Source organism: Paenibacillus antri (assembly GCF_005765165.1).
Lineage (GTDB): Bacteria > Bacillota > Bacilli > Paenibacillales > YIM-B00363 > Paenibacillus_AE > Paenibacillus_AE antri.
Window position 1 is genome coordinate 16,101 of record NZ_VCIW01000038.1, and the last position, 16,236, is coordinate 32,336.

The 16,236-nt window shown below is 57.6% G+C and carries 22 protein-coding genes and 1 rRNA gene; 21 read left to right on the forward strand and 2 right to left on the reverse strand.

What is annotated here, in order from left to right:
• Position 1: 1 nt before the first annotated feature.
• The 17 genes from FE782_RS31065 (at position 2) to salA (ending at position 12,101) form a co-directional block, all read left to right on the forward strand.
• A complete protein-coding gene (locus FE782_RS31065) occupies positions 2-652 on the forward strand; it encodes an adenylate kinase (RefSeq protein ID WP_138198230.1) in 651 nt (216 codons plus the stop codon).
• The gene (gene map, locus FE782_RS31070) at positions 653-1,402 is read left to right on the forward strand and encodes a type I methionyl aminopeptidase (RefSeq protein WP_138198231.1); all 750 of its coding nucleotides are present in this window, start codon (positions 653-655) and stop codon (positions 1,400-1,402) included.
• Positions 1,403-1,412: 10 nt separating this feature from the next.
• Complete coding sequence (locus FE782_RS31075) at positions 1,413-1,736, forward strand: KOW domain-containing RNA-binding protein (protein ID WP_138198249.1); 324 nt, start codon at positions 1,413-1,415, stop codon at positions 1,734-1,736.
• Positions 1,729-1,944 carry a translation initiation factor IF-1 gene (infA, locus tag FE782_RS31080; protein WP_015253312.1) on the forward strand — a complete coding sequence of 72 codons (216 nt, stop codon included), beginning with the start codon at positions 1,729-1,731 and terminating at the stop codon, positions 1,942-1,944. The genes FE782_RS31075 and infA overlap by 8 nt, the downstream gene beginning before the upstream one ends.
• A gap of 35 nt (positions 1,945-1,979) precedes the next feature.
• Positions 1,980-2,093: a 50S ribosomal protein L36 gene (rpmJ, locus tag FE782_RS31085; protein ID WP_003333770.1), complete on the forward strand. Its 114-nt coding sequence runs from the start codon at positions 1,980-1,982 to the stop codon at positions 2,091-2,093.
• Positions 2,094-2,115: 22 nt separating this feature from the next.
• Positions 2,116-2,484, forward strand: coding sequence for a 30S ribosomal protein S13 (rpsM, locus tag FE782_RS31090; protein WP_138198232.1), 369 nt, complete (start codon positions 2,116-2,118; stop codon positions 2,482-2,484).
• Between the two features lie 19 nt (positions 2,485-2,503).
• The gene (gene rpsK, locus FE782_RS31095; RefSeq protein ID WP_138198233.1) at positions 2,504-2,902 is read left to right on the forward strand and encodes a 30S ribosomal protein S11; all 399 of its coding nucleotides are present in this window, start codon (positions 2,504-2,506) and stop codon (positions 2,900-2,902) included.
• A 124-nt stretch (positions 2,903-3,026) separates the two neighbouring features.
• Entirely contained in the window at positions 3,027-3,971 is a 945-nt protein-coding gene (locus FE782_RS31100; RefSeq protein WP_138198234.1) for a DNA-directed RNA polymerase subunit alpha, read from the forward strand.
• Positions 3,972-4,043: 72 nt separating this feature from the next.
• Positions 4,044-4,418 carry a 50S ribosomal protein L17 gene (gene rplQ / locus FE782_RS31105; protein ID WP_138198235.1) on the forward strand — a complete coding sequence of 125 codons (375 nt, stop codon included), beginning with the start codon at positions 4,044-4,046 and terminating at the stop codon, positions 4,416-4,418.
• A gap of 102 nt (positions 4,419-4,520) precedes the next feature.
• Positions 4,521-5,291, forward strand: coding sequence for a tRNA pseudouridine(38-40) synthase TruA (truA, locus tag FE782_RS31110; RefSeq protein WP_138198250.1), 771 nt, complete (start codon positions 4,521-4,523; stop codon positions 5,289-5,291).
• A 226-nt stretch (positions 5,292-5,517) separates the two neighbouring features.
• The gene (gene rplM / locus FE782_RS31115) at positions 5,518-5,955 is read left to right on the forward strand and encodes a 50S ribosomal protein L13 (RefSeq protein ID WP_138198236.1); all 438 of its coding nucleotides are present in this window, start codon (positions 5,518-5,520) and stop codon (positions 5,953-5,955) included.
• 18 nt (positions 5,956-5,973) lie between these two features.
• The gene (gene rpsI, locus FE782_RS31120) at positions 5,974-6,366 is read left to right on the forward strand and encodes a 30S ribosomal protein S9 (RefSeq protein WP_138198237.1); all 393 of its coding nucleotides are present in this window, start codon (positions 5,974-5,976) and stop codon (positions 6,364-6,366) included.
• A 142-nt stretch (positions 6,367-6,508) separates the two neighbouring features.
• Positions 6,509-7,888: an MFS transporter gene (locus FE782_RS31125; RefSeq protein WP_138198238.1), complete on the forward strand. Its 1,380-nt coding sequence runs from the start codon at positions 6,509-6,511 to the stop codon at positions 7,886-7,888.
• Between the two features lie 179 nt (positions 7,889-8,067).
• A complete protein-coding gene (locus tag FE782_RS31130) occupies positions 8,068-8,760 on the forward strand; it encodes a phosphoadenylyl-sulfate reductase (RefSeq protein WP_138198239.1) in 693 nt (230 codons plus the stop codon).
• Positions 8,761-8,796: 36 nt separating this feature from the next.
• Positions 8,797-9,972: a sulfate adenylyltransferase gene (sat, locus tag FE782_RS31135; RefSeq protein ID WP_138198240.1), complete on the forward strand. Its 1,176-nt coding sequence runs from the start codon at positions 8,797-8,799 to the stop codon at positions 9,970-9,972.
• A gap of 81 nt (positions 9,973-10,053) precedes the next feature.
• Entirely contained in the window at positions 10,054-10,923 is an 870-nt protein-coding gene (gene cwlD / locus FE782_RS31140) for an N-acetylmuramoyl-L-alanine amidase CwlD (RefSeq protein WP_138198241.1), read from the forward strand.
• 80 nt (positions 10,924-11,003) lie between these two features.
• Positions 11,004-12,101 (forward strand): iron-sulfur carrier protein/transcriptional regulator SalA, encoded by a 1,098-nt coding sequence (salA, locus tag FE782_RS31145; RefSeq protein ID WP_138198242.1) that lies wholly within the window; start codon positions 11,004-11,006, stop codon positions 12,099-12,101.
• A gap of 73 nt (positions 12,102-12,174) precedes the next feature.
• On the opposite strand, the gene gerD is transcribed toward salA, so the two are convergent.
• A complete protein-coding gene (gene gerD / locus FE782_RS31150; protein ID WP_138198243.1) occupies positions 12,175-12,855 on the reverse strand; it encodes a spore germination lipoprotein GerD in 681 nt (226 codons plus the stop codon).
• Positions 12,856-13,007: 152 nt separating this feature from the next.
• On the opposite strand from gerD, the gene FE782_RS31155 reads away from it, so the two are divergent.
• A complete protein-coding gene (locus FE782_RS31155; protein WP_138198244.1) occupies positions 13,008-13,625 on the forward strand; it encodes a KinB-signaling pathway activation protein in 618 nt (205 codons plus the stop codon).
• 32 nt (positions 13,626-13,657) lie between these two features.
• Here FE782_RS31155 and pdaB read toward each other — a convergent pair whose 3' ends face one another.
• Entirely contained in the window at positions 13,658-14,470 is an 813-nt protein-coding gene (gene pdaB / locus FE782_RS31160; RefSeq protein WP_138198245.1) for a polysaccharide deacetylase family sporulation protein PdaB, read from the reverse strand.
• A gap of 142 nt (positions 14,471-14,612) precedes the next feature.
• On the opposite strand from pdaB, the gene FE782_RS31165 reads away from it, so the two are divergent.
• The 3 genes from FE782_RS31165 to FE782_RS31175 form a co-directional block, all read left to right on the forward strand.
• On the forward strand, positions 14,613-15,227 hold the full coding sequence (locus FE782_RS31165) for a stage II sporulation protein M (protein WP_138198246.1): 615 nt from the start codon (positions 14,613-14,615) through the stop codon (positions 15,225-15,227).
• A gap of 135 nt (positions 15,228-15,362) precedes the next feature.
• Positions 15,363-15,581, forward strand: a complete 219-nt coding sequence (locus FE782_RS31170; protein WP_138198247.1) for a hypothetical protein — start codon at positions 15,363-15,365, stop codon at positions 15,579-15,581.
• Positions 15,582-15,921: 340 nt separating this feature from the next.
• Positions 15,922-16,236: ribosomal RNA gene (locus FE782_RS31175) — 16S ribosomal RNA — on the forward strand; the annotation flags it as partial.

A 16,236-nucleotide genomic window follows, 5' to 3' on the forward strand; every position in this document is an offset into this window, starting at 1 on the left:
AATGAACTTGATTCTCATGGGCCCTCCCGGCGCGGGCAAGGGCACGCAGGCAGAAAGAATCGTCGCGGAATTTTCGATTCCGCACATCTCGACGGGCGACGCGTTCCGCGCCGCAATGAAGCAGGGCACGCCGCTCGGGGTGAAGGCGAAGGAATACGTCGATGCGGGCTTACTCGTACCGGACGAAGTGACGATCGGCATCGTGCGCGAACGTCTACAGCAGGACGATTGCAAGGGCGGCTTCATGCTCGACGGCTTCCCGCGAACGATTTCCCAAGCGGAGGCGCTTGACGAAATCTTGAAGTCGCTGGACAGCGGAATCGATCATGTCGTGAACCTGAAGGTCGACCGCGGCTTGCTGCTGGCACGACTCACGGGACGTCGCATCTGCCGCTCCTGCGGCGCGACGTACCACGAGCTCTTCAATCCGCCGGCGAAAGCCGGCGTATGCGACAAGTGCGGCGGGGAGCTGTACCAGCGCTCCGACGACACCGAAGAGAAAGTCGGCACTCGCCTGGACGAATACTTGAACAAGACGGCGCCGCTCCTCGCTTACTACGAAGCGAAAGGTTTGCTTCGGGAGTTGAACGGCGAGCGGGACATCGATGAAGTGACCGCGGAACTCCGCAGCCTGTTGCGAGGCCAGGACTGAATGATCGTCTGTAAGTCCAAGGCGGAACTCGAGGTACTGCGTGAAGCGGGGCGCATCGTGGCGGAGACCCACCGGCTGCTCGCTCAGGCCATACAGCCCGGGGTGACGACGGCGGAGCTCGACGGAATCGCCGATCGGTATATTCGCAGCCAGAAGGCTGTGCCATCTTTCAAAGGCTATAACGACTTTCCTGGAAGCATCTGCGCTTCGGTTAACGAACAACTGGTGCACGGCATCCCGAGCAAGCAGCGCGTTCTGCAAGACGGAGACATCATCTCCATCGACATAGGCGCGATGTACGGCGGGTACCACGGCGATTCCGCTTGGACGTACGGCGTAGGAACGATCTCCGACACGGCGGCGAAGCTGCTGCAGGTGACGGAAGCGTCGCTCTACGCGGGCCTCGCGGAGGCGAAGCCGAACGCAAGGTTGTTCACCATCTCTCATGCGATACAGAAGGTTGTGGAAGACGCAGGCTTCTCGATCGTTCGGGAATACGTCGGTCACGGCATCGGCACGAATTTGCACGAAGAACCGCAAATTCCGAACTATGGCATGCCGGATCGGGGACCCCGGCTCAAACCGGGTATGACGCTAGCGATCGAACCGATGGTCAACGTCGGCGAGCGGTACGTCAGAACGTTGTCGGACAATTGGACGGTCGTTACGGTGGACGGATCGTTATGCGCGCACTTCGAGCATACGATCGCGATCACCGACGACGGGCACGAGATTCTGACGAAATGTTAATTAAGTGGTGATGCGCGTGGTTGCAACGAAGGAACCGAAGCTTGGGACGGTCGTGCGGACGCTGCGCGGCAGGGATCAAGAGCAGTACGCGGTCGTCGTCGGTTTCGTCGACAGCCGCACGGTCTTGATCGCGGACGGCGATAAGCGGAAATTCGACGCTCCCAAGAAGAAAAACGTGCTGCACCTCGAGATTACCGATTTCATCAGCTCGGAGGTTGCCAGCAGCATTCAAGAAACCGGCAGAGTCACGAACGGGAAGATCCGTTACGCGCTTCTGAAATTCGCGGAAGGCATGACGGCCGAAGAGAGCGGAAAGGAGACATCGAATGGCTAAGGAAGATGTGATTGAAGTCGAAGGCACGGTAATCGAACCGTTGCCGAACGCCATGTTTCGCGTCGAGTTGGAGAACGGGCATCAAATTCTTGCTCATGTTTCGGGTAAATTGCGCATGCACTTTATTCGAATCTTGACGGGAGACAAGGTCGTGATTCAACTTTCGCCGTACGATTTGACGAGAGGGCGAATTACGTACCGCAAATGATTCGCCTCCGTAACTAGGATTAGGAGGGGTTCTCAGTGAAAGTAAGACCGTCGGTCAAACCAATTTGCGAAAAATGCAAAGTGATCCGTCGCAAAGGCAACGTGATGGTGATCTGCGAAAACCCGAAGCATAAACAAAAACAAGGCTAAAAAGGAGGTGCGCGTCTAATCTATGGCACGTATAGCTGGTGTAGACTTGCCCCGCGACAAGCGCGTCGAAATTTCCCTGCAGTATATCTACGGCATCGGTAAAACGACGGCGCAACAAATTCTTGCCGCAACGGGCATCAACCCGAACACGCGGGTAAGAGACTTGACGGAAGACGAAGTCAGCCGTCTGCGCGACCAAATCGACAAGAACCTGAAGGTGGAAGGCGATCTCCGTCGCGAAATCGCTCTGAACATCAAGCGCTTGATCGAGATCGGTTCGTATCGCGGCCTGCGTCATCGTCGCGGTTTGCCGGTTCGCGGTCAACGCACGAAGACGAACGCTCGTACGCGCAAAGGTCCTCGTCGGACCGTAGCCAACAAGAAGAAATAAGAAGGGAGGATAACAACCAATGGCAAAACCAGCCAAGAAGGCGGTGCGCACGAAACGCCGCGACCGGAAAAATATCGAGTCGGGCGTCGCGCACATTCGTTCCACGTTCAACAACACGATCGTTACGATCACGGATCCGCACGGCAACGCGATCTCGTGGGCAAGCTCCGGCGGCCTCGGCTTCAAGGGCTCCCGCAAGAGCACGCCGTTCGCTGCGCAGATGGCCGCGGAAACCGCTGCGAAAGCAGCGATGGAGCACGGCTTGAAGAGCGTAGAAGTCATGGTCAAAGGACCGGGCGCTGGACGCGAAGCCGCGATCCGATCGCTCCAAGCCGCAGGGCTTGAAGTGAATCTGATTAAAGACGTGACTCCGATCCCGCACAACGGTTGCCGTCCGCCGAAACGTCGTCGCGTATAATCAAAGCTCACATTTGTAGTATATTTATCCGATACATGGGAATAGTGGATGTGGAGGATAGGCATACTATGAAATTTCTCATTTTTGATTTGAGCAAAGCGACGTTTAAGGAGGGTATTGATCGATGATCGAAATCGAAAAGCCGAAGATCGAAACCGTACAAGTCAGTGAGGACGGCTCCTACGGCCGTTTCGTTGTAGAGCCTCTCGAGCGGGGATACGGGACGACGCTCGGCAATTCGCTGCGCCGAATCCTGCTGTCGTCGCTGCCTGGGGCCGCGGTGACAAGCGTTCAAATCGACGGCGTGCTGCACGAATTCTCAACGGTACCGGGTGTGGTGGAGGACGTAACGGAGATCATTCTCAACTTGAAGGGTCTCTCGCTCAAAATCCATTCGGACGAAGAGAAAGTGCTCGAGATCGACGCCGAGGGAGACGGCGTCGTGACGGCGGGAGATATTCGCGCCGACAGCGACGTTGAAATCCTGAACCCGGATCTTCACATCGCGACCTTGTCCTCCGATGCACGGCTGCATATGCGCATTCATGCGCAGCGCGGCCGCGGCTATCAATCCGCGGACAAGAACAAGCGGGAAGATCAGCCGATTGGCGTCATTCCGGTAGATTCGATCTATACGCCCATTACCCGCGTCAACTACAGTGTGGAAAATACCCGCGTCGGTCAAGTGACTAACTACGATAAGCTGACACTGGAAGTATGGACTGATGGCAGTATCCGCCCTGAAGAAGCCGTAAGCTTGGGCGCGAAAATCTTGACGGAGCATCTGATGCTGTTCGTCGGGTTGACCGACGAAGCGAAAGACGCCGAGATCATGGTCGAAAAAGAGGAAGACAAAAAGGAAAAAGTACTCGAGATGACGATCGAAGAACTCGATCTCTCCGTTCGTTCGTACAACTGCTTGAAGCGCGCCGGCATCAATACGGTGCAAGAGCTGATCACGAAGACGGAAGAAGATATGATGAAGGTTCGCAATCTCGGGCGCAAGTCCTTGGAAGAAGTACAGGAGAAGCTGGAAGAGCTCGGCCTCGGTCTCCGCAAGGAAGACTAAGCCGCCGCTCCCGGACCTCCGTACGGCAAGCCACAAACTACGATATAACACCGTAAGGGAGGGACATATCCCATGACCGCATACCAAAAGTTGGGCCGCGATTCCAGCGCGCGTAAAGCGTTGTTTCGCGACTTGGTAACGGACCTGTTCATCTACGAACGGATCCAAACGACGGAAGCGAAGGCGAAGGAAATTCGTTCCATCGCCGAGAAACTCATCACGCTCGCGAAGCGCGGGGATCTGCACGCTCGTCGTCAAGTAGCTGCTTTCGTACGCCGCGAAGAGGCGCAAGAAGGAAAAGACGCGATTCAAAAGCTCTTCTCCGATCTCGCGACTCGTTACGCCGAGCGTCAAGGCGGATACACTCGCATTCTGAAGTTGGGACCTCGCCGCGGCGACGCCGCTCCGATGGTTTACTTGGAATTGGTGGATCGCGCCGAAGCGTAACAGCTTATACACGAAGGAAGGGCGGTCGGAATCTCGGATTCCCCCTAGCCCTTTTTTTGTACGCGATTCAGGTATCACAGGCTACGGGCGGTGATCTCCTTGATGCGAAACATTCGCATGACGATCGGCTATGACGGGACGGACTACCACGGCTTCCAGGTGCAGCCGGGCGTGCCGTCGATTCAAGCGGCGTTGATCGAAGCGATCGCGGCCATAACCGGCGAGACCGCAGCCGTACACGGCTCGGGACGAACGGATGCCGGCGTGCATGCACGCGCGCAGGTCGTGAACTTCGTGACGTCGTCCCGTCTGCCGGCCGATCGGTGGTGTCAAGCGCTGAACGCCCGCCTGCCGAACGATATCGTCGTTTGGAAGGCAGAGGAGGCCCCTTTGACGTTCCACGCGAGGAAGTCTTCGAAGCGGAAGACATATTGCTATACGATTAACGGGAATCGCTATCCGGACCCGCTGAACCGTCGAACGGAGTTCCATCATCCGGGCTCGCTCGACGTAAGCGCGATGCGGGAAGCGATACGACACCTCGAGGGCGAACACGACTTCACGTCGTTCTGTTCGGTCCGAGCGGCGTCCGAATCGAAGGTGCGAACCGTCTATGAAGCGCAACTGACGCAAACCGCCGTGGAAGGCATGGAATCCGCGACGGGCGTCGGACGTTTACGATTGTTTTTCACCGGCAACGGTTTTCTATACAATATGGTGCGTATTATGGCCGGGACGCTGCTTGCGGTCGGAGAAGGGAAGCTGCATGCAGCCGAAATTCCTCGAATTCTGCAAGCGAGGGATCGCGCGTTGGCGGGACCGACGGCTAAGCCGTACGGGTTATCGCTCTGGAGCGTTGAGTACGAGTTATGATGCGTGAAAATACAGCTTGCTAAACGCCAGGATATGTTGTAATATATTGTTTGGCTTTGCTTTGTCAGCTTTCCCACGGCCCCGGCAAGGCACTTCCATTAAAGCCAACCAATGCAAGGCATGCAACATCCGAATTCGAATATGGCTTTGCCGACACTTTCGGCAAATTGACACCATCATAGACCACAACTGCCGTAAGGCAAGCACATGAATGGAGGATATCCTAATGCGGACTACGTATATGGCCAAGCCTAACGAAGTCGAGCGCAAGTGGCATCTCGTCGATGCAGACGGCAAGACGCTCGGTCGCTTGGCAAGTGAAGTCGCGGCTTTGATTCGCGGCAAGCATAAGCCGGAATTTACGCCTCACGTCGATACGGGCGACTTCGTCGTCGTCATCAACGCGGAGAAGATCGTACTTACGGGTAAGAAGTGGCAACAGAAGAACTACTACCGTCATTCCGGATATATGGGCGGTTTGAAGGTAACGCCGGCGCACGTCATGGTGCAGACGAAGCCGGAGCGTATGATCGAGATCGCGGTTAAGGGCATGCTGCCTAAGAACAAGCTCGGCAACGCATTGCACACGAAGTTGAAAGTTTACGCCGGCAGCGAGCATCCGCATGCGGCACAAAATCCGCAACCGTACGAATTACGCGGGTAATAGGAGGAGTTCGACAACATGGCACAGTTCCAATACTATGGCACAGGACGTCGGAAGCATTCCGTAGCACGCGTACGTTTGGTACCGGGCGACGGCAATATCGTCATCAACCAACGCCAGCTCGACGAATACTTCGGGCTCGAGACGTTGAAATTGATCGTGAAGCAACCGCTCGCTTTGACGGAGACAGTCGGCAAGTACGACGTAATCGTCTTGGCTCACGGCGGCGGCATCTCCGGCCAAGCCGGCGCGATCCGTCACGGCATCTCCCGGGCGCTGCTGAAAGCAGATCCGGAATTCCGCTCCCCGCTTAAGCGCGCAGGCTTCTTGACTCGCGACCCGCGGATGAAGGAACGGAAGAAATACGGCCTCAAGGCCGCTCGTCGCGCTCCGCAGTTCTCGAAGCGCTAATCGAACGCAATCGCAACGCCCCGAGAGTCTTTTCAGACTCCGGGGCGTTTTTTTGCATATAATTTGGATTGACTTTCCAATTCCGCAAGAGTAAACTGTAATCCGATAGATAACAGATAGATACGGCGAGGGAGGAATCGAAGTGGAAACCGCCACCAAAGACTTTAACCCCAAGGTGATCTGGGCGATTTGTTTTATTTTGTTGTTTTCCGTCATGAATGTGACGATGTTCAACATCGCGATTCCGTCGATCGCCGACGAATTTAGCCTGCTGCATTCGGAGGTCAGCTGGGTGACGACGGGGTACTCGATCATCTATGCGCTCGGTTCGCTCACATACGGCAAGCTGGCGGATCGCTTCCCGCTGAAGCGGCTCATCACGATCGGCATTGTTACCTTCTGCGTCGGCTCGATCGTCGGGTTCTTCGCGCAGACGTACGCGATGCTGCTCGTCGGACGCTTCATCCAATCCGCGGGCGCATCCTCCATCCCGGCGCTCGCGATGCTTATTCCGGCCCGTCTCGTGCCGCAGGCGCAGCGCGGGAAGGCGCTCGGGACGATCGCGTCGACGATCGCGTTCGCGTCCGGCATCGGCCCGATCGTCGGCGGCTTCATAACCGGCGCGGTCTCTTGGAATTACTTATTTCTTATCTCGTTAGGCACGCTGCTCACCGTTCCGTTGTTTCTGCGTTGGCTGCCGAAGGAGAACACGCGAACGGGAACGTTCGACCTCGCCGGCGCCGCCTTGCTGGGAGTCGGCGTCGTCGCGCTGCTCCTCGCGATCACCAACTTCGTCTGGTGGCTTCCTATCGCGAGCGCCGTCTTCTTTATTCTCTTCGCTCTGTGGATTCGCAGAGGAGCGAAGGACCCGTTCATTCAACCGAGGTTGTTTCGCATCGAAGGGGTGCTTACGTGCCTCTTGATAACGTTCCTGTCGGGTACGGCGGCTTTCGGGATCATGATCGTCATTCCGACGCTGCTCGCCGACGTGAACGGGCTGTCGCCGATCCATGTCGGGTTCGCGCTGTTCCCGGCGGCGATGTCGGCGGCGCTGTTGGGCCGGTACGGCGGAAAGTTGGCCGACCGGCGGGGCAACGGCTTCGTGGTCAGCTTGGCGCAAGGAGGCATCCTAACGGGCTTATTGCTGCTGTCCTCCGTCAGCGGCCATGGTCCGTGGATGATCGCCGCGAGCATGGCGTTCGTGAGTATCGGATTCTCCTTCATGCAGGCATCGATCACGAACCATGTGTCCGGCTTGCTGCCAAGGGAGATGATCGGGATCGGCATGGGGACGTTCACCCTCGTCAACTTCTTATCCGGCTCGATCAGCGGCGCGGTCATGATGAAGGCGCTGGACGAATCCGCGGGAGCGTCCGCGGTCAACCCGTTCGCGGCCGAAGCCGCTTCGGGCTTCAGCAATGTATTCTTAGCGATGGCGGCGTTGGTCTTATTGAACTTATGGCTCGTGTATCGCACATTCCGAGGACGCGGCGTCGATCGACGACCCGCCGTACAGTCATAGCATGTACGAGACGCCGAATGCGAATTCGGCGTTTCTTTGCACCCATTGCGAAATCGAAGAATATGGATACATATACGCCTAAAAGACGGATTGACATTTGGACCAGGACCTCTATAATTACTATATATCAAATAAATCAGAGCGAATTAGTTGGAATTAAGAAGGAGGCGCCCTTATCAATGAATTTGTTGGAGAAAGAAAAGCTAATCAATGAAGCGGCGGAGCGGTTCGAGAATGCGCCGGTTGAGGAGCTTCTCGCCTTTGCGGTCGACACGTTCCCGAACATTACGCTCGCCTGCAGCTTCGGCGCGGAGGACGTCGCGCTCGTGCACATGCTGCAGAAGGTTCGCCCGGGAACGGATATTTTTTATCTAGACACGGATTACCACTTTAAAGAGACATACGAAACCCGCGACGCGCTCGCGGCTAAATACAACGTCAACTTCGTGCAGGTCAAGCCGAAGCTGACGCCGGAAGAGCAAGCCGCGCTGCACGGCGAAGAGCTGTGGAAGAGCGACCCGAACAAGTGCTGCAACATCCGCAAGGTCGATCCGCTCACGGACATTCTCGGCAAATACGAAGCATGGATCACAGGCATTCGCCGCGATCAAGCGCCGACGCGCGCGAACGCGAAGAAGGTCGAATACGACGTGAAGTTCGGTCTCGTGAAGTTTAACCCGCTCGCGAGCTGGACGTCCGAGGACGTGTGGAATTACATCCGGGAGAATGAGGTGCCGTATAACCCGCTGCACGACCGGAATTTCCCGAGCATCGGCTGCGAGCAATGCACGCGTCCGGTCGCGCCGGGCGAAGACCCGCGCGCGGGGCGTTGGGCCGGTTCCGAGAAGACCGAGTGCGGATTGCATAAATAAATCATTCTACGAACGGATAAGGGAGGAGCACAACCGATGTCTACGATTCAACCTCACGGCGGGACGTTGATTAACCGGATCGCCGAAGGCCAAGAGCGAGACGATCTAGTGAAGCTGGCGGAGGGGCTGCGCAAGATTCGCGTGAACGCATGGACGATTTCCGATATCGACTGTATCGGGGTCGGAGCCTTTTCCCCGTTAACGGGTTTCTTGAAGCAAGACGACTACCGCTCGGTACTCGATTCGATGCGCCTGGCCGACGGCACGGTATGGAGCATTCCGGTCACGCTGGCCGTCGAGGACGACGTGTTCGCAAACCTTGCGATCGGGGAGAAGGTCGCCTTGGTCGGCGATACGGATGGAGTCGTCTATGCGGTCCTTGACGTTGAACAGACATACCGCGTCGATCTGAAGGAAGAAGCGGTGAAGGTATACAAGACGGACGATACGGAGCATCCTGGCGTGGTGAAGCTGCTGGAGCGTCCGAACGGCTATGTCGGCGGCGCCATTACGGTGCTGAATCGCCCGAAACCGGAGCGGTTTCAAGAGTACTACTTCGACCCGGCGGATACGCGGAAGACGTTCGCCGAGAAGGGCTGGCGCACGATCGTCGGCTTCCAGACGCGCAATCCGGTGCACCGGGCGCACGAATACATTCAGAAGAGCGCGATGGAAATCGTGGACGGCTTGTTCCTGAATCCGCTCGTCGGGGAGACGAAGTCGGACGACGTTCCGGCCGACGTTCGCATGCGCAGCTATCGGGTGCTGCTCGATAATTATTATCCGAAGGACCGCGTTCACTTCGGCGTATATCCGGCGGCGATGCGTTATGCAGGCCCGCGGGAAGCGATCATGCACGCGATGGTACGGAAAAACTACGGCTGCACGCATTTCATCGTCGGCCGGGATCACGCCGGCGTAGGGGATTACTACGGAACCTACGAAGCGCAGGAGATCTTCCGCAACTTCACGGCCGAAGAGCTCGGGATCACGCCGTTGTTCTTCGAGCACAGCTTCTTCTGCACGAAGTGCGGCAACATGGCGTCCAGCAAGACGTGCCCGCACGATAAGGCGGATCACATGCACTTGTCCGGCACGAAGGTCCGCGCGCTGCTTCGGAACGGCGAGTGCCCGCCGCCGGAGTTCACGCGTCCGGAAGTCGCGAAGGTGCTGATCGAAGGTCTCGCCGAGAAGGCGGTCACCGCGCCGTAACGGAGAACTCGTCATATTTGTCCACCCTGTCCCATATAGATGATATACATTCATCTGTATCGGGGCGGGGTGGTTTTCGTTATGAAGAGGCACGGGCGCGTCGTCTTCTGGCTGAGCGGCGGAGCGCGGGGGAAGCTGATCACGATGGGGCTGATGGTGGCCTTGATCGTCGTCGTATTCACGAATCAATTGCCGGCCGCGAAGACGTGGACGTATTGGACGCTCCCGTTGTCGGGGAAGACGATCGTGCTCGATCCGGGGCACGGCGGGGCGGACGGCGGAGCGAAGAGCGCGGACGGACTGTGGGAGAAGGAGGTCACGCTGAATATCAGCATGTATCTCAGGGATTATCTGCAGCAAGCCGGCGCGACCGTCGTCATGACGCGGGACACGGATACCGATCTCGCCGCCGCCGGCACGAAGGGGTACAGCCGGCGCAAGACGGAGGATTTGAAGGAGCGGGCGGCCATCGTGCGGGAGACGAATCCGGATCTATTTCTCTCCGTACATCTAAACGCGATCCCGCAGCCGCAGTGGTACGGGCCGCAGACATTCTACACGCTGAACCATAAGGATAACGCGGCCATCGCTTGGTTCATCCAGGAGGAATTGCGGACGACCGTCGTCGAGACACATCGCCAGTCGAAGCGGATTCGCAACATCTTCATCCTAGACCGCTCCGAGGTGCCGACGGCGCTCGTCGAAGTCGGCTTCCTGTCGAACGCGGCGGAGGCGGCGAACCTCGCGAAGGCGGAGTACCAGAAGCAGCTGGCGGCGGCGATCTATCGCGGTCTGCTGCGGTATACGTCCGGGGAAACCCCTCCGCTCGAGCCGACCGGGGGCGACCCGGACGAGGAAGCGCCTACGGAGACGCCGGAGCCGGCGAAAAACCAGGATGCGAAGCCTGAATCGAAGCTGGAGGAGCATCCCGAGGCTGCTCCGGACGCGTGACGTTCCGGCCCGGTTCTCCCCTTCCGCTTCCGTATGCTATAATGACGTTACTTTGACACGAAAGCGAAGAGGTGGAACCGTTGGTAACGAGAGACGAAGCGATCCATGCACTTGAACATATCCGAGACCCCGACTCGGGCCTTAGCTTAGTGGAACTAGGCCTGATCCGGGACGTTATGGCTCGGGAAGCCGGCGTCTCGCTGACGCTGGTGCTGGCGACCGACGACGCGGAGGCGAAGGGCGAGATGGAAGCCGCGGTACGGGAGGCGCTCGGCGAGATCGGCGTCGGTCCCGAGCTGATCCATATCCGCTCCCGAGCAGTGACGGACTTCGAGCGGGGCGAGATCGCGAAGAAGCTGCAGGCGGCGGCTCAGAACGACGGCGCGGCCGCGCAGAAGCGCAGCCCGGCGCTGCTCGATGCCGATCATCCGGCGACGTTCATCGCGGTCGCGAGCGGGAAGGGCGGCGTCGGCAAGTCGACCGTGACGGTCAATCTGGCGGTAGCGCTGGCTCGCCGCGGCAAGCGGGTCGGTCTGATCGACGCCGACATCTACGGCTTCAGCGTGCCCGACATGATGGGCATCGATTCGCGCCCGGCCGTCGAGGAAGGCGGCGTAGCGCCGGTCACGAGCCATGGCGTGAAGGTCATCTCCATGGGCTTCTTCGTCGAAGACAACGCGCCGGTCATCTGGCGCGGTCCGATGCTCGGGAAGATGCTCCGCAACTTCTTCAACGAAATCCAGTGGGGCGAGCTCGACTACGTGCTGCTCGACCTGCCGCCGGGCACGGGGGACGTCTCCTTGGACGTCCATCAGATGCTGCCGCACAGCAAGGAGATCATCGTGACGACGCCGCATGCGACGGCCGCGTTCGTCGCCGCGCGCGCCGGCGCGATGGCGCGCCACACGAACCACGAAATTCTCGGCATCGTCGAGAACATGGCGTGGTACGAGCGAGGCGACGGGGAGCGGGATTACGTCTTCGGCCGCGGCGGCGGCGCGAAGCTGGCGGAGGAGCTGCATACGGAGCTGCTGCTGCAAGTGCCGCTCGGCGCGCCGGACAACCATCCGGCGGAGCGGGACTACTCGCCTTCGATCTACAAGGAAGACAGCCCGACGGGCAAGCTGTACATGGAGCTGGCGGATCGCGTGATCGCGAAAACCGCGGCAAATTCATAAACACTCAAAAAAGGCCGTACCGGGCATCCTTCGAGGATCGCGCCCGGGGCGGCCTTTTCTCATTTTCGTAAAATTACAACGACTCTTCCTCTTCCTTCTTCTTCTTCTCTTCCTCTTCTTTCTTCTTCTTCTCCTCTTCCTCGGCGGAAGCGGTCGCCTTCGCGCCCTTCTCGGCGTCGGACTTAGGTTTGGAGTGTTCCTCCAGCGCCCGCGTCATCAGCTTGAGCATGTCCTGTTGGAACAACGGCGTCTGGATCGATTCCTTCATGATCGTGATGATTTGCTGGCGGTACTCGGCGCTCTTCATCGTCTGAAGCATCAGCGCTTGGATTTGCGGATCCTTCATGATGTCAATCATCTGTTGCTGGTATTCCGGGTCCTTCATCAATTCCTTCTGAATTTTCTTGTTTTCCGTCGTGATCGCGCGGGCGAAGTCGCCGGCGAATTTCGGGTCGATCATCGTCTCCTTGAGCGCCGCGGCGTACGCAGGGTCGCTCATGACCTCTTTGACGGCGAGCTGCAGCTGCTGTCCTTGCCCGGTGTTTAAAATCTGCAGCTGTTGGAAATCCGCCGCTTCGACTTCCTTGGACGCTTCCTTAATCGCCTTCTGGCCGTCTTCCGTCTTGAGGATGTCGACGACCATCGTCTTGACTTCGTTATAATTCACTTGAGCGGACTGCTGCTGGTCTTGTCCGCAGGACGTCAACACGGCAAGCGCGGCGACGGCCGCCGCGCAGGTTACCCAACGTTTCATCGCGCTTCTGCCTCCCCGATTCGGTTTGTCATAGTATTTGATTCGGAAGGTCGCTTTATGAAGCGGAGCGGTTGGCTTTTTTTGACGCGTTTCTATACAATTAGGGCAGGCGCGAATCGCGTCGCAACAGGAAAATCGGAGGTTTCGGACTTATGAATTTGGGAAAATGGATTTCGCTGTTTCTCTCCACGCTCGGGATCGGAATCGGGGCCGCCCTCGTCGTCGGCGCGTTCGTCTTTATGATCAACCCGGAGGTGACCCCTTCGACGATGGGCGTCGAAGGCATCTTGTTTAACGTGATCCAAACCGTGACCGTCGGCGCGCTGTTGGGCGCTTTCAGCCATATGGGCTTCTTCGCGTACTTAACCGTGAACCTGTTCGCTCAGGGCATTTTCAAAAATAAGCTGTTATGGACGTACGTCCAAGTGTTCTTCATCGTCGTCGTGTCGGGGTATGCGGCGATGCTGCGCGTGCCGGAAGGGGAGAACATGCTGCCGTATTTCGTCCTGCCGGGGCTCGTCGTGATCGGGGGTTATTTCGTGGCGCGTCGGAAGGCGGCGGAGACGAATCGGAAGTCGTTCGTGCCGACGATGTTTTTCATGACGGCCGTGACGCTGCTCGAAGCGGTGCCCGCGCTGCAGCAGTTCAATGCGTACGGCACCGTCATGATGGTACTGCCGCTGTTCCTGTGCAACGCTTGGCAAATTCTTCGTTTGCATAAAATTCTGACGCCCGTCGCAACGGGAGAGCCGGCCGGACGCGCGTCGTAACGCTGCGACCGGCCGGCTCCGGGCCGTTCCTATTACGTTGTCGACGGAGCGGGAGCCGTCGAGGTCGGCGGGTTCTTCTGCTGCTCCTGCGCTTTATTCCCCTTCACGTCGGTACCGCTGATCAGCTCGGTGACCGTCGCGAACGAGTACCCTTTGGCGCGGAGCTCGTCGATGATCGCCGGCAGCGCTTCATGCGTCTGCTTGACGGAGTCGCTTGCGTGCATCAGCACGATGTCGCCGGGATGGGCGCGGGAGACGACGGTGCTGACGATGCGGTCGACCCCCGGATTCGTCCAGTCCTTGGAGTCGGTGTCCCACTGGATCGTCTTATAACCGAGCTCGTTCGCGATTTTCAGGACGCGCTTGTCGAAGTCTCCGTTCGGCAGTCTGAGCAGGGTAGGCGGCTTACCCGTCACCTGGGACAACACGGTGTGCGCCGTCCGGATTTGCTTGCGGATTTCCTCGTCCGTCATCTGGCTGTAATTGTCGTGCTTATGCCCGTGGCTGCCGATCTCGTAGCCGGCGTCTATGATCTTCTTGACGATGTCGGGATGCGCTTCGCTCCATGGGGCGGAGAGGAAGAATGTCGCTTTCTTCACCCCTTTTTGCTGCAGCACGTCGATGATGGGCTCCGCGCGCGTCTCGCCCCAGCTGATATCGAACGTCAGCGCAAGCACTTTCTGGTCCGTATCGACTTTATAGATGGCGGCAGGGCCCTCATCCGCTTTGAAGACGGTAATATTGCCCCGCTCCGCGTAGATGACGCCGACGGTAAAGACGGCGGCCAACATCATGATGAGGTAATGCTTGAGCTTCTTCCCGTTGAGCACATAAAATACATTCACTGATAGGTCCTCCTTTGGCCACTAGTGACACGTCCCCCGCGGACTGGCGCGAACGACTTGTTTTCTTTGGGTTTGTACATGTGTATGACGAGGGGAGACAAGTTATGCTACCCCCTTCGGACAAGAAAAGGAGAGACGCCCGATGAGTTTGCAAACCATGAAAGCTTTCGCGAAAGACTTAGCGGCGATCCGGTGGTATTTCGCGGTCAGCGTCGCGCTGTTCTTCGTCGGCGTCGCCTTCGGGGCCGGCAGCGAAGGGCTGAACGCGTATTTGGAAAGCCAGATCGAGCCGATGCGAGGCGTCGCCGAACGGTTGGACGCCACCGCGAATCCGCAAGTGTGGATGTTCTTATTCATCTTCATCAATAACTTCGTGAAATCGCTGTTCGTCGTCTTCTTGGGGGCGTTGTTCGGGCTGTTCCCGTTGTTCTTCCTGCTGACGAACGGCATGATTCTAGGTTACGTCGCCGCCGTAGCGGGGGATTCAGGGGCGAACGTCTTTTCCTTGATCGTCCGCGGCATCCTGCCTCACGGCTTGCTCGAGATTACCGCGATCTTGATCGCGGCCGCCTATGGCCTCAAGTACGGCGCGCTCGTCTTCGCGGAGCTGGTTCGCGCGTTCCGGGGCGGCGGTTCTTCCGCGTCGCTGAAGGCGTTCCACGGCACGTTCGGGCGGTTGATCGCATTCCTGTTTTTCGCGCTGCTGGTCGCCGCGTTCATTGAAAGCACGATCACGTATTTCTTGGTCCGTGGTTAAAAATGGCCGAAATGGTGAATAACAAAAACAGGACGAGACAAGCGTCCGGCTCGCACCATTACCCATTACCCAGAAGCATTTCCTTCGTTGCCGTAGTGAACATCTAAGAATTCGCAAGGAGGCCGTCCGCGGAACATGTTAGGAATATTGTTTAACGACCGGGAATGCCGGGAGCTCGATTACGTGTTGCGCAAAGAGTTGGACGAAATGCTGCTCGATCTGCGGGATACGCGCATCGACGGAGACATGAAGACGGCGATCGAAAACCGATATAAGGTCATCTTTCGCATGTATGCGCGATTAGCGTCGCCTAAGGATCTATCCAGGTATGCTTTGAATCGGAAGACGAAATAACCACTCGACGACGTCGGGTGGTTTTATAGTCTCTAGAGGGACTTCGGAAAATGATTTACGAAAAGTGTTGACACTTCTCTCTCGATGTGATAAATTATTTCTCGCTGTCCCGAAAGCATCGGCGAGCTCGAAAGAGCAAACCAAACATTGCCAAGGAATAAAGGCTTGCAATGAATGGGCGGATGTGATAGGATATAAAAGTCGCCGTTAAAACGGATGACAATAAGCAATCAGCTTGTTCCTTGAAAACTGAACAACGAGCGCATACGCGCTGTGAGCTTCGGCTCACGGCAAATGTTTTAAAGCTAGCTTGTAATGAGCGCAGCATATTGAACTACCCTTTTTGGAGAGTTTGATCCTGGCTCAGGACGAACGCTGGCGGCGTGCCTAATACATGCAAGTCGAGCGGATCTTGCCCTTCGGGGCAAGGTTAGCGGCGGACGGGTGAGTAACACGTAGGCAACCTGCCCATAAGACCGGGATAACTGGCGGAAACGCCTGCTAATACCGGATAATCGATTCGCTCGCCTGAGCGAATCGTGAAAGATGCTTCGGCATCACTTGTGGATGGGCCTGCGGCGCATTAGCTAGTTGGCGGGGTAACGGCCCACCAAGGCGACGATGCGTAGCCGACCTGAGAGGGTGATCGGCCACA

Excerpts from the sequence above, each read along its gene's own strand:
- sat (WP_138198240.1), top strand. The coding sequence starts at position 8,797 with ATGTCTACGATTCAACCTCACGGCGGGACGTTGATTAACCGGATCGCC.
- FE782_RS31165 (WP_138198246.1), top strand. The coding sequence starts at position 14,613 with ATGAGTTTGCAAACCATGAAAGCTTTCGCGAAAGACTTAGCGGCGATC.
- FE782_RS31155 (WP_138198244.1), top strand. The coding sequence starts at position 13,008 with ATGAATTTGGGAAAATGGATTTCGCTGTTTCTCTCCACGCTCGGGATC.
- rplQ (WP_138198235.1), top strand. The coding sequence starts at position 4,044 with ATGACCGCATACCAAAAGTTGGGCCGCGATTCCAGCGCGCGTAAAGCG.
- gerD (WP_138198243.1), bottom strand. The coding sequence starts at position 12,855 with ATGAAACGTTGGGTAACCTGCGCGGCGGCCGTCGCCGCGCTTGCCGTG.
- FE782_RS31170 (WP_138198247.1), top strand. The coding sequence starts at position 15,363 with ATGTTAGGAATATTGTTTAACGACCGGGAATGCCGGGAGCTCGATTAC.
- rpsK (WP_138198233.1), top strand. The coding sequence starts at position 2,504 with ATGGCAAAACCAGCCAAGAAGGCGGTGCGCACGAAACGCCGCGACCGG.
- cwlD (WP_138198241.1), top strand. The coding sequence starts at position 10,054 with ATGAAGAGGCACGGGCGCGTCGTCTTCTGGCTGAGCGGCGGAGCGCGG.
- rpsI (WP_138198237.1), top strand. The coding sequence starts at position 5,974 with ATGGCACAGTTCCAATACTATGGCACAGGACGTCGGAAGCATTCCGTA.
- FE782_RS31065 (WP_138198230.1), top strand. The coding sequence starts at position 2 with ATGAACTTGATTCTCATGGGCCCTCCCGGCGCGGGCAAGGGCACGCAG.
- truA (WP_138198250.1), top strand. The coding sequence starts at position 4,521 with ATGCGAAACATTCGCATGACGATCGGCTATGACGGGACGGACTACCAC.
- rpsM (WP_138198232.1), top strand. The coding sequence starts at position 2,116 with ATGGCACGTATAGCTGGTGTAGACTTGCCCCGCGACAAGCGCGTCGAA.
- FE782_RS31130 (WP_138198239.1), top strand. The coding sequence starts at position 8,068 with ATGAATTTGTTGGAGAAAGAAAAGCTAATCAATGAAGCGGCGGAGCGG.
- rplM (WP_138198236.1), top strand. The coding sequence starts at position 5,518 with ATGCGGACTACGTATATGGCCAAGCCTAACGAAGTCGAGCGCAAGTGG.
- FE782_RS31075 (WP_138198249.1), top strand. The coding sequence starts at position 1,413 with ATGCGCGTGGTTGCAACGAAGGAACCGAAGCTTGGGACGGTCGTGCGG.
- map (WP_138198231.1), top strand. The coding sequence starts at position 653 with ATGATCGTCTGTAAGTCCAAGGCGGAACTCGAGGTACTGCGTGAAGCG.
- FE782_RS31100 (WP_138198234.1), top strand. The coding sequence starts at position 3,027 with ATGATCGAAATCGAAAAGCCGAAGATCGAAACCGTACAAGTCAGTGAG.
- infA (WP_015253312.1), top strand. The coding sequence starts at position 1,729 with ATGGCTAAGGAAGATGTGATTGAAGTCGAAGGCACGGTAATCGAACCG.